Source organism: Colwellia psychrerythraea 34H, from assembly GCF_000012325.1.
In the GTDB taxonomy this organism is placed as follows: Bacteria; Pseudomonadota; Gammaproteobacteria; order Enterobacterales; family Alteromonadaceae; genus Colwellia; species Colwellia psychrerythraea_A.
Genome location: NC_003910.7, coordinates 1,886,076 through 1,897,513, shown reverse-complemented (window position 1 = coordinate 1,897,513; position 11,438 = coordinate 1,886,076). Strand labels below are relative to the sequence as shown.

At 36.9% G+C, this 11,438-nt stretch carries 11 protein-coding genes; 3 read left to right on the top strand and 8 right to left on the bottom strand.

Annotated elements, in window-relative coordinates:
* Positions 1 to 147: 147 nt before the first annotated feature.
* Complete coding sequence (locus CPS_RS08170; protein WP_011042671.1) at positions 148 to 696, bottom strand: RBBP9/YdeN family alpha/beta hydrolase; 549 nt, start codon at positions 694 to 696, stop codon at positions 148 to 150.
* A gap of 356 nt (positions 697 to 1,052) precedes the next feature.
* On the opposite strand from CPS_RS08170, the gene CPS_RS08165 reads away from it, so the two are divergent.
* The 3 genes from CPS_RS08165 (at position 1,053) to CPS_RS08155 (ending at position 2,962) form a co-directional block, all read left to right on the top strand.
* Entirely contained in the window at positions 1,053 to 1,544 is a 492-nt protein-coding gene (locus CPS_RS08165) for a VOC family protein (RefSeq protein ID WP_081428704.1), read from the top strand.
* Positions 1,545 to 1,777: 233 nt separating this feature from the next.
* The gene (locus CPS_RS08160) at positions 1,778 to 2,230 is read left to right on the top strand and encodes a TerB family tellurite resistance protein (RefSeq protein ID WP_011042669.1); all 453 of its coding nucleotides are present in this window, start codon (positions 1,778 to 1,780) and stop codon (positions 2,228 to 2,230) included.
* Between the two features lie 108 nt (positions 2,231 to 2,338).
* The gene (locus CPS_RS08155) at positions 2,339 to 2,962 is read left to right on the top strand and encodes a MarC family protein (RefSeq protein WP_011042668.1); all 624 of its coding nucleotides are present in this window, start codon (positions 2,339 to 2,341) and stop codon (positions 2,960 to 2,962) included.
* Between the two features lie 169 nt (positions 2,963 to 3,131).
* Here the strand turns inward: CPS_RS08155 and CPS_RS08150 are convergent, their stop codons facing one another.
* From CPS_RS08150 to CPS_RS22835, 7 genes are all read right to left on the bottom strand, one after another.
* The gene (locus CPS_RS08150) at positions 3,132 to 4,319 is read right to left on the bottom strand and encodes an ABC transporter permease (protein ID WP_011042666.1); all 1,188 of its coding nucleotides are present in this window, start codon (positions 4,317 to 4,319) and stop codon (positions 3,132 to 3,134) included.
* The gene (locus CPS_RS08145) at positions 4,316 to 5,503 is read right to left on the bottom strand and encodes an ABC transporter permease (protein ID WP_011042665.1); all 1,188 of its coding nucleotides are present in this window, start codon (positions 5,501 to 5,503) and stop codon (positions 4,316 to 4,318) included. Before CPS_RS08145 ends, CPS_RS08150 begins: the two co-directional genes overlap by 4 nt.
* Positions 5,504 to 5,507: 4 nt before the next feature.
* On the bottom strand, positions 5,508 to 6,506 hold the full coding sequence (locus CPS_RS08140) for an HlyD family secretion protein (RefSeq protein ID WP_011042664.1): 999 nt from the start codon (positions 6,504 to 6,506) through the stop codon (positions 5,508 to 5,510).
* A 2-nt stretch (positions 6,507 to 6,508) separates the two neighbouring features.
* Positions 6,509 to 7,909, bottom strand: a complete 1,401-nt coding sequence (locus tag CPS_RS08135) for a TolC family protein (protein WP_011042663.1) — start codon at positions 7,907 to 7,909, stop codon at positions 6,509 to 6,511.
* A 499-nt stretch (positions 7,910 to 8,408) separates the two neighbouring features.
* Positions 8,409 to 8,696, bottom strand: a complete 288-nt coding sequence (locus CPS_RS08130; protein WP_011042662.1) for a hypothetical protein — start codon at positions 8,694 to 8,696, stop codon at positions 8,409 to 8,411.
* A gap of 271 nt (positions 8,697 to 8,967) precedes the next feature.
* Complete coding sequence (locus CPS_RS08125) at positions 8,968 to 9,372, bottom strand: hypothetical protein (protein WP_011042660.1); 405 nt, start codon at positions 9,370 to 9,372, stop codon at positions 8,968 to 8,970.
* A 64-nt stretch (positions 9,373 to 9,436) separates the two neighbouring features.
* A complete protein-coding gene (locus CPS_RS22835; RefSeq protein ID WP_011042659.1) occupies positions 9,437 to 11,419 on the bottom strand; it encodes a S1 family peptidase in 1,983 nt (660 codons plus the stop codon).
* Between the last annotated feature and the right edge of the window lie 19 nt (positions 11,420 to 11,438).

Here is an 11,438-nt window from a genome sequence, read left to right as displayed (position 1 = left end):
CGATAGGGTTTTGTTAATTTTATTACTCAAATTAACAAAACCTACATAAATATTAATTTTAGCGTTCTCTAAATTTTAGTGAAAATCACCTGACTCCAGCTTTATCGAGCAACTAAGGCATAAGAGCCAACTATCTATTGCTTATTTCTAATCGATTTTAGAGTCTATCGAGGTAATAAATTTGTTAAGGAGATTTAAGCCATATGACCACTCACCAATATTTGAATCTGCATTAACATGCTTCAAATCACCAACAATAGTTAAATCGCTCCCCCAAATATCAACAAAGTACTTAGATCTATCAAGTGTCGAGTATGGGTCATTTGTACTTGCCAAAAGCATACTAGGAAAGGGTAACTTCTCTAATGGAGGTAATTGATAGCCTGATATCTCCTTTGGAAAGTGCTCACACTGTACATCTGGTACCGCTACCATAAATGCACCAATTATATTGGCAGAGTACTTTTTACTCCATTCTACAATGGTGCTGCCACCCAAACTATGGCTCACTAAGAGAATAGGCCCATCTATAGATTGAACAAGCGCATTAAGACTTTCTATCCAATCAACACAATTTGGATTGTTCCAATCCTCTTGTTCAACCCAATAACTATTTTTTGTTATTTTGCACCATGAATTCTGCCAATGTCCCTCTGTCGAATTTCCATATCCTGCAACAAAAACGGTACTAAACATTATTTTTCTCATTTAATTAATATAAATTTGTGTAACTAAAACCCTAACAGGCTTACTAGTCGGATTATACCTGTATTGATGCCTTAAACATCCCAGACTAAATTATTATTTAGCCATTCAACGTCCCCTATCTACTAACTCGTTGCTAAAACAGTCAATACTTTATGATATGAAAAGGTGCTGTTATTAGATAGAAGCTAGCGATGTTCTCTAAGTAAAACATTCTACAAACACATTGTTACCATTTTAAAAGTTACTTTTAAAAAAATCGTTTTATAATTTATTAATAATAAATTTTTGAAACAACTGACGTTATCAACGGTCTATTGAAATACAGTGTATTAATGGAATTCAATATGAATAAAAGTTTTATAGCGTTATTTTTTATCACATCACTTATTACTACTAATAACGCAGTGGCTAACTCGGCGATAAACAAACTTGATAACCCAATAACCCAAGGCATAAACCATTTAGGTTTAACGGTCTCCAATTTAGAAAAATCTACACAGTTTTTTACAGAGACATTGGGTTGGAAAGTCGTTGGTGGTTATGATGATTATCCGTCAAAATTTGTCACTGATGGCAAACTATTTTTGACACTCTGGCAAGTAACACAGCCAGAAGAAAGTATCGCCTTTGACAGGAAAAATAACGTTGGTCTGCACCATTTAGCCTTAAGTGTTGCCAGTATAGAAGATTTAAATACGCTATATGAACGTTGTAAAAAGACAGATGGTGTCATTATTGAATTTTCACCTGAGCCTAACGGTGATGGTCCAACTATTCATATGATGATAAGAGAGCCAAGTGGTAACAGAATTGAATTTGCTGTTACGCCTAAATAAACATAATAATCACTGTGATGTTAGATTAGAACGATGTCGAAGTGTTAGCCATCCATCATAGTGATTTACTATTTTAAGCTATTGAAAATATCGCTGATAATGCAATTAGGTATACTAGTAATCAGACTGAAGTGCCCATTTACCGTTATAAGGCATTATCGTTAGTACTTTTAAACCGATAAATTGAAAGGGCTAGGCGCCTCGCTCATACTGCCAAAAAATAAGGAATAAACATGTTAACAAAACTTAAAAACTTCTTTAGCCAAGAGCTAAAAATTAATGACCAAGAAGATACACAAGATAAAATTCAGTTAGCCGCTGCTATATTACTCATCGAAGTTAATAGAGCAAGTTTAGAGAAATCATCTATTGAACAACAGGCAATTAAAGTCGCACTCGGAAAATCCTTTAATTTATCAGGACAAAAGCTTGATTCACTGGTTGAGCATGCAACCGCCCACGGTGAAGATGTTACCTCGCTTTACCCGTTTGTTAAGTTAATTAATGAAAATTATAGTGGCCAACAACGCGTTCAACTGGTGAAGACTCTTTGGGAGGTAGCATTAGCCGATCAAAAAATCAGTATTTATGAAGAACATTCCATTCGCCAAATTTCAGATTTACTACATGTACCGCACAGTGACTTTATTAAAACAAAATTGGAAGTATTAGAGTTAAACACTTAATTACTATTAGACTGCCAACACTATTAAAAATAACAAAGTAGTCATATGGCTGATTAATGCAGTTCTATTATTCAAGCGCGAGAATACATATCAAAAAAATGAGATAAAATGAATTTATTAATGGAACATGCATTAACCGTTTTCATGGCTTTTTTTGCCATAATGAACCCTATCGCCAACACCGCAGTTTTCGCAGGATTAACCGGAGATAAAAATAAGCTTGAACAGAGAAAAATTGCAGCTAAGGCCTTAATTATTACCTTTATAGTTATTGCTAGCTTTGCAATTTTAGGTAAATCAATCTTTCACTTATTTGGTATAACGCTCCCAGCGCTGCGAATAACCGGTGGTATATTAGTCTTTATTGTCGGTTACCATATGCTTCAAGGTTCCGGTTCTAAGCTTCATCATACCCAAGGTGATGATAGCTCTGATTCTGATGTAGCAGTGTCTCCATTGGCTGTGCCACTTCTTGCAGGACCAGGCACCATTGCCACAGCAATGAATTATTCATCATCTAACGGATGGATGGAAATAATAATCACCCTCTCAGTATTTGCAGCTTTATGCCTAATTACCTTTATTTGTTTTATCTTTAGTTCGCGTATTTTAGCCGCTATAGGTAAAAGTGGCTTGAGTATTGTTACTCGATTGATGGGGTTAATTTTAGCTGTCATAGGCGTTCAGATGTTATTAGTTGGAATCAAAGCAGTCATTAGCACGCTAGGCTAAAACATCGAGAAACAACATTAACGCTTCAAGTATGCGCTCAAAATTATGATTACTAAACCGAATGATTCTAACTGAAATTAACACAGTAACAGAAGATAGTTGACCATCCGTTAACGCGGGTAGTGCAAAGGTTGTACTGCTCAGTTAATGAAGATTAGCCTTTCTATCATCAACTCGATTTAATCATTCTATTGAGTTCACCTTGCTTTTTAGTCATCAATACACCAGCAATCATGGCATACAATAATGTTAATGACCAAAGCTGCATTTGAATTTGTACTAAATTATCAATGCTATCTCCCATCTGATTTAACCGCAAAAAACCATTAATTGCTGGCGTTGATGGAAAGAATTGAGTAATGATATTAATCACTGTAGGCATGTTGGATGTAGGCCATATAAAACCAGCTGAGAATACTAAAGGAAGCGAGCTTAATAATACAACAAGCGTTGCTAGCTCCTTTCTTGGTATTAATAAACCAACGACAGTACCTAAAAAAATCACAGAAAGTAAAAAAGGAAAAGCCAGTGTCATCAAATCAGGAATGGTGGCTAAGCGATTGATACCATAACTTTCAAAACTGTACCCAAAATAAAAGCTGAACAACACTAAATAAATAGTCAACATCAATAATGAGCGAACAAGCAAAACTCGCCAAACAGGATAAATAAGCCAGTAACTTGATTGTAATTTTGAAATTGGTTGTGATTTCACTTTATTTTCATACTGTCCAGCAGTGAGTAGGCCCAAAGCAATAAGCAAGGTTTGATGTAAAATTAAGACAAATACAGCTGGAACAATATAGTTTAAATACCCTAAACTAGCGTTAAAAGTGGGTTTAAGATTCAAACCAATTGCGGAATACTGTGAAGAAGCTAAAGCAATATTATCTCCTCGCATCACCATTCGACTTACTTTAACTTCAGCTGCTAACGTTGATGTTGAACGAACCAGCCCTTCAATGACAGTACCATAAACTAAAAAATACGAAGCGTTGCCTGCAAAAAGTAAATGTGGGCTTTTCTCAAGAAGTAAATCACGATAAAAATGTTGCGGGATCAGAAGAAACCCCGTTATATGTCCCTCAATGAGCAAGGCCTTCGCTTCTTCAATACTATAGACTTGCTGGGTAATATTAACTTGTGGTGTAGCATTAGCCATGCGCTCAATAGTGCGACTTAATTGGCTATCATCCAAATTAATCACAGCAATACTTTGTTCTTGTGGCGTTTGGTTAATATAAGGCAAAGGGTAGAGAAATGAATAAATGATCACGCCGCCAAATACGGTAACGAGTAAAGGAATATTAGTGAAGATAGCGTAAAATTCGCAACTTATTAATCGTTTCCAAGTCATAAATTACAACCTTTTTCGATAATTTCTTTCTTTGCTTCATGTAAACTATTTAAGCGTTGGCGTTTCTCAACCAGTAATTTTGCAATATACAAGCCACTCACAAAAGTGATTAAAGCAACAAAGCTTCCAATACTATGATTAAGGGTTGTTGCATAATTCACCTGCTGAATTTGTACGGTTATATAATGACTAATAGGTAATAAGGCCCGCCACAGTTGCGCTAATAAAGGCATATCGGTTGTTGGAAATGTGACGCCCATAAAAGCAAATGCAGGGGCTGCGAATCCCGCCACCAAACTCATGGCACGTGTGACATCAAGGGTAATAAAGAAAAATAACGTCGCAACACTTGCGCAGGCTAGGACCAAGAAAAATTGAGCTAATATCAATAAAAGCCAACTTCCATGCATGGGCCACTGAAGTGTGCCGTAAAACACACTGAGATATATAATACCCTGCATCCAAAAAATTAAAATATACGGGATTAACCTTTTCAGTTCTTCATTAAAATTAAGATGAGCAAGCCATTGTTCTAATGAAGAATTTTGCAGAGGTCTTGCCCAGACAAGTACGATAGTCGCAATAATAATAATTTGCCACATAGCAGGAATAACCGCAGTAACAAGAAATTGACCATAATGCGTATTAGCATTAAATAATGGCGATATTTGTGACGAAATAGGTAGTGCTTCCCCTATCGCTTGTTTTACGTTGCCACGCGTATTTGCTAAGTTTTTAAAGGTTTCTATTTGGGCGACATAAGTGCCATGAGCACTTAGCATGGCCGAATTAATTAACTTACCAATCAAAATGAACTGACTATTATAAAAGGCTGTCACTTGAGGCATTTTGCCCAACAAGGTGTTTTTTTCTAAGGAATTTGGAATAATGACTAACGCATAGATACTCCCTTCTCTAAGGGCTGCATTGGCATGCTCCATGGAGTTAAAATGCTTTACTACGGCTAAGGTAGGACTGGCATTATAATATCGTATGAGCGAACGTGATACTGAACTGTTGTCATGATCTACTACACCAATAGGTAAATCGCGCGCAATACCTGCAGAGAATACGCCCCATATCGCGATAGCAAGTATTACTGGCAACCAAAAAAGCAATGCTTTTAACCAAGCATCATGACAAATTAATTGCCATTCATTTTTAATGGTTTGTAATAGCTTCACGTTACTATTTAGTCACACTGGTTAGTAATACAGTCATACCGACTCTTAACAAAGGAATGTGCTCAAGTGGTCTCGCTTCAACTTCAAACGTTCTCATATCAAAGCCTTGAGCGCTATCTGTTGCTCGCCAAGTAGCAAAGTCACCCATAACAGAAATATGCGATATTTCAAAAGTAAAATTCCCCTCGCCTAGCGCTGGAATGGCCACTTCTATTTTTTGCCCTTTAGGGAAGTCTTTCAATTTATCTTCTCTAATATGAAAAATGGCCCATGCGTCATTTATATCTACAATAGTAACGACAGGAAAACCTTGAGGGGCTAATTCTCCTTCTTGAAGTAATACCTGACTGACTTCACCGTTATGCCAGCTTTCTATTTTAGTATCTGCAATGTAAGCCTCAACTTCGGCTACAGCACCAGCGGCCATATTCTCTTTTTCTTTTGCCGCTCTTTTTACTTCGTCGCGTGCGCCTTCTTTAGTTAGGGCATACATTTGATAAGCGGAGCCTTCATTATATTTTGCCGCTTGCCATTGCGTATAAACTTCATCACGCTTTTGCTCGGCGACAATACCATCGTTAAATAAGTTATTGACTCGGTTATAGGTTTTTTCCATTAACTCATTCGCTGCTTTTGCTTTTTCCCACTGAGTTTTAGCTGCGGCTATCTCCTGAATTCTTGCACCTTTTTCCGCTTGTTCAGCTAATGCCCCAGCTGCTTTTTCACCTGCTTTTGCTTGTTGAAGTTTTGCTTGTATCTCAGGACTTAACAGGGTGAATATCATCTGTCCCCTTGATACTTTATCCCCTTTTCTGACAAGTACTTGCTCTATTCGACCAGGTATTTTCGAAGATATACTAAAGTTTTGCGCCTCAATCTGACCTTGTATTCTTTCAGGGAGTGGCTGATAAGCTTGATAAAAAGTATAAATCAGCCAAATCACTAAAGCGATTATCATTAAAATTATTGGCCAAGTTCTGCTTGTTTTTTTCAAATTGTGCATCACTATTTAACCTCTATACCTTGATAAGATTGATAATGTTTAAAGTTATGAATGTCTACGCTTAATGCGAGTAGCTTAGAAAGAGATAACATGTATTGATACGCGGCAACAAAGCGTTGGGTTCTTATACTCGCAACAAATAATTCTGCATCCACGACATCTATTGATGTTGATACCCCCTGTTTAAAGGCTTTAGTGCGTAACCTTAAGTTTTCATTTGCTAAGGCTAAACTTGATGCAAGACCTTGATATTCTTCTAGAGATTGATTTGCTTCTCGGTAGGCTTTTTCCACCAAAACAGATAAATCTTGTACGGCTTGTGCTTTAAGATATTTTATTTGCATTACTGAACTATGCGCTGCTTTCATTTTTCCTGAACGACCAGAGGTATCGAGAATAGGGATCTTGACCCCAACCCCGATTTCCCAATCAGGTGCGATTTGAGAAGCTAAGTTATCTTCCTCATACAAGTTATAGTTTCCATAAAGATAAACTTCCGGATAATATTTACCTTTCTCTATCTCGATTAATCCGACTGCTTGTTTCTCTTTAGAATCAAGCATTTTTAGTGCTGGGAAATCAGCTAGTGATTTATCTAAATAGTTAGACATTTGAGGTAATGATTCATTAATGAATAGTGTCGTTGTAGGCGTGATTTTTGCTCGGGTTTTAAGTAATCGACCTAAGGCGATTTGTGCGATTTCAGCATCTCGAAGTGATTTTTTTCGCTCTACTTGTGATTTATCTAATGAAACCTGTGCTTGTAAACGTTCTAGTTTATTTATTTGCCCTTGTTCTTCTAGTTTTACAGCATTTTCATAGTGCGTCTTTAAACCTTGCTCTACATCTATTCTCGTTTGAAGTACTTGCTCAGAAAGTACTACTGCAAAATAATACTTCACTAAGTCTTCAAATTTTTCTAGCTGTTTCATCGTCAGTAAATGACTTGCTTCATCATTTTGGGCTTTAGCAATTCCTTGAACAGCACTGACACGTCCTCCTGTGTAAACAGGCCATAAAGCACGGATTGAACTAGTGAAAATATCACGTTCAGATAAAGTCGAAGTAAAAAAGCTATCTAAGTTATCTGTCGTGATACCAAAGGCTTCATTGATACTATCAATAGGCATGCTCGCTATCACTTCAGAAGGTCTAACTCTAACGGCATGGTCTAAACGCGTGTAGTTTGCCCCTATAGAAATACTGGGTAATAACAGGTCACTTGCGGCTTCCTGTAAATATTGAGATCGTTCAATATTTTGTTTTTCTGCCGCGAGTGCGTCACTTTCTTGCAGTACAGTTTTCCATGCTTGGGAAAAAGTGAATGTCTGAGCCAAAATCGGCTTACTTGATAAGCTTATAACTAATATTAAAACTGCCAGTAAAACTACATCATGTTTCATAATATAACCTATCATTTACCTTGTTTATCAAGCTGATAATAAACTCTACTCTCTATCATCTAGACCATAATTACAAGCATCTAAATATTTATTCAACCTAGCTTGTTAAAGTAAACTGCAATTAAGAAGTAAATAGAAGAAGTATTATTAGACCCAAATCAGTGATAAATTTATGGTCTCGTTGGATGAATTAATAACTAATAATTCATCCAACGAATCCTATTTATTGATATTTGATTTAAGAAATAAAATTAACAACAGCTATATTTCGATGTAATGAGTTTGAAAGGCACAAATTAATTGGAATGTGACAGGAGGAAAAACATTTGGCTGCACAGTCAACGATTAAGACGCTAAACTGACACTCAAAATTGAGCGCCATATTTAGCTTAAAAATCATTTAACTAATGAACGTTACTAACTAGTTTAGGCGTATTCGCCCACAAATAGCCGAGTGCACTACTATAAATTTAAAAACTGAAGGGATTTCAGCAATGCTCTAATTTGATGAAACTTTGTTACTATTTAATTGAGATTTAGTCATGATTTCTTCGTACATCAGTAGAGTCTCTTTAGCCAACGCCCCATATTCAGGGTGTCGAGTTACAATGGCGATAACTTGGTGGGTGTCCATTAAGACCTGCTCTAGGTAGGTTAGATCATGTTGTTCGAGTACAGCACCGTTACCAACTTTCTCTTCGAGCTGTTTAATTCTTGGGTAGCGTTCATGTTCAAAACGTTTGAGGAGTACTGCTATCACTCCTTTATCTTTTTGCTCTATATCCATATTACTTCCTATTGAATTGTCTGTTCCATAGAGTATGGGCTTAAAAATGATTATTTCCAATAACAACAAAAAAATACTACTAGCCGACGTTTTCTTGATTTTATTGATAACTTTACTAAGACACCTAGGTATCTAAAACAAAGTCCTAAACCTCATGGTCATCTGTGTTATCAATTAGTTTCTAAATTGGATAGGTTATCAAATCATCACAGCTATTGGTTCCCTAGTGACTTGCAGTCGTTAGCCAGTAAGGGAACTTCAACTATGTGAACTACATCTTTTTCTTTTTACTTACGGGTTTAACTGAAAAAGGATTGCTCGCTGTAAACTGGCTACCAGTAATATTGCTATCATTGATTGGCATTTCAATACTTACCAACCTAGGTAAACCTCGGCATAAATCGCGTTTTGTGCGGAAGAGACTGGCTTCTGCGGTATCATTATCTAGGCGCTTTAATCGTAAGTTAAAATTTTTCTCGCTAGTACAGCCATTAGACTTCACTAAAAACCATAAACCATCAGCTTTGATATCAAAACCATAAATAACTTCAAGAGAGTTAGCTTGTGTGGCCACGTTATCTTTCTTTTCTTCTGCTGATATAGCTGAGCAAGCTGATGTTGTCATAGCAAGCAATAATAGCAGCATGCTCTGAGTAGACTTTATTGATTTACTCATAAATTTCCTTAATAAAAAGATAAATGAGTGGGGAACGAACAGTGCCCACTCTAACAAAATATTATTACTTACGACTTCTTAGTGATAAAAATAACAACGAGAATAGCAGTATAAAAGCTCCTGCACCGCCGCTCTTTTTGGCCTCTACAGTATCTTTAGTCTCGGTAGTATCTTTAGTGATGGTTACACTTCCCACTTTACTTGAAGTAGCACCCTGCTGGTCCGTAACGATTACTTTAAAGGTAACGTTACCTGCTTTATCACCTGCAACAAACGTTGCTTGAGCTGAAGTAGCATTATTAAGCACAGAGCCGAGTTTATCGCCAACTAACTCCCATTTAAAATGAAGAGTATCACCCTCCTCATCTGCACTTTTAGACGCATCTAATGACACTTCCTTCTGAACTTTTACTGCATAAATGCTCTTAGATAAGTTAATAACAGGAGCAGTGTTCGTTGTACTATTTTGTACAAGATCAATATAGGCTTTATTAAAACCTACCTCAGCATCATCATCCGTCTCATCTTTTGAAAAGATAAAAGCAATTCGATCAGTACCAGGGGTTAAAACAACTTTTTCTTCTTTAAATATGGTTTGTGTTACACCCGTTGCGAAAAACTCTGTTTTACGACCATTAAGCGCTATTTTTAGACCATCATAGCCTTCTTCAGCTTGTACTATATAGTTAAACGAAAAATCGTTAACTTCAGGATTTTTAATAATCGCTAGTAAGACTGAATTCTGTGAATTGATAATATCGCCCGATTCGACGGCATTATCACCTCTGAGTACTTGAGTCGTTTGTGCTTGCCAAACTGCATCACCGCCAGAATACCATTCAATATCGTCATTATTAATATCGAGTAAAGTTTTCATGTCTAAACTTGTTTTTTCAAGGGCATTAATAGCAAAGAATTGCTCTGCTAAGCTATTCTCTGGATGAGTAGTACTAACGCTGATATTAAAACCCCCTTCGCCTAATTCAGTGCTTGTCACTTTAACGGTAAACTCACAGCTCTCATTTTGCTTTAGTGCTGCACTATTACAATTGTTCGTCTCAACTGTAGGCTGCGAAACCTTGTTTAAATCGGTGAACTTAATATCTGTAATCGTATATTCTGTTGCGCTTAAATTCTTAAATTTCAAGGTAGCAATGTCTTCATAACCATTTTCAACATAACCCGGATTAGGTTTTTGTTGGTATGATACGCCAGCTTTCTTTTCTTTTATCCAATCAAGGAACTTTGAAACACGCGCATACACCCCTGGAAAACCAGCTACAGCACATCCTTCACCAAAACTAACGACACCAGCTTGATACCACTCTCCGTTTTTATTTATCACTAACGGACCACCACTGTCACCTTGACATGAATCTTTACCGCCCAACTCAAAACCAGCACAAAGCATTTGTTCGGTAAGCCCCCCGCCATATGCAGCATTACACTTATCTCGGTCGAATAACGCAACGTCTACCTTATGCAAAACAGTAGGAAAAGACTGATCATCAACTGACAAGTTCCCCCAGCCCATCACCGTTAATAGATCGCCTGTTTTCAATAAGGATTCAAGTTCTACTGTTAAGGGTTTAATCGGCGTAACATTGGTAATAGCCGTTTCTAATTCAAGTATTGCGATATCATTGTTGGTAGCAACAGAGTCATAGTCTTCATGCATATAAATTTGCGCGACTTTATAACGAACTCCGGTAGTGCGATCTTTAAGATTGTGTTCACCAACAACCACATCGATGTCTGAAGCGGTAGATCCATCAACACAATGTGATGCGGTTAATATATAGTGACCACCTATAAAAGAAGCACCACAAAAAGGTGATATTTCTCCGCCTTCTTTAGTCGATGAAGCAATTAAGCCAGTAATAAACGGGTAATCGTCTTTTTTAGCTGCTACACCATTGATAATTCGTTGCGTTGCAGTTCTCTTTATGTGATCACCTGAATCCGAGGAAGGTGCTCCCGAACTGGTTTGGCTATAAAGAGTGATAGCTGAGCTAACAAACGCGATCACAAAGGTATTAAATTTCATTAAGTTTATTCCAAAATAT

Coding starts and splice junctions, on each gene's coding strand:
- CPS_RS08135 (WP_011042663.1), bottom strand. CDS start 7,909: ATGAAACATGATGTAGTTTTACTGGCAGTTTTAATATTAGTTATAAGC.
- CPS_RS22835 (WP_011042659.1), bottom strand. CDS start 11,419: ATGAAATTTAATACCTTTGTGATCGCGTTTGTTAGCTCAGCTATCACT.
- CPS_RS08160 (WP_011042669.1), top strand. CDS start 1,778: ATGTTAACAAAACTTAAAAACTTCTTTAGCCAAGAGCTAAAAATTAAT.
- CPS_RS08170 (WP_011042671.1), bottom strand. CDS start 696: ATGTTTAGTACCGTTTTTGTTGCAGGATATGGAAATTCGACAGAGGGA.
- CPS_RS08140 (WP_011042664.1), bottom strand. CDS start 6,506: ATGCACAATTTGAAAAAAACAAGCAGAACTTGGCCAATAATTTTAATG.
- CPS_RS08125 (WP_011042660.1), bottom strand. CDS start 9,372: ATGAGTAAATCAATAAAGTCTACTCAGAGCATGCTGCTATTATTGCTT.
- CPS_RS08155 (WP_011042668.1), top strand. CDS start 2,339: ATGAATTTATTAATGGAACATGCATTAACCGTTTTCATGGCTTTTTTT.
- CPS_RS08165 (WP_081428704.1), top strand. CDS start 1,053: ATGAATAAAAGTTTTATAGCGTTATTTTTTATCACATCACTTATTACT.
- CPS_RS08130 (WP_011042662.1), bottom strand. CDS start 8,696: ATGGATATAGAGCAAAAAGATAAAGGAGTGATAGCAGTACTCCTCAAA.
- CPS_RS08150 (WP_011042666.1), bottom strand. CDS start 4,319: ATGACTTGGAAACGATTAATAAGTTGCGAATTTTACGCTATCTTCACT.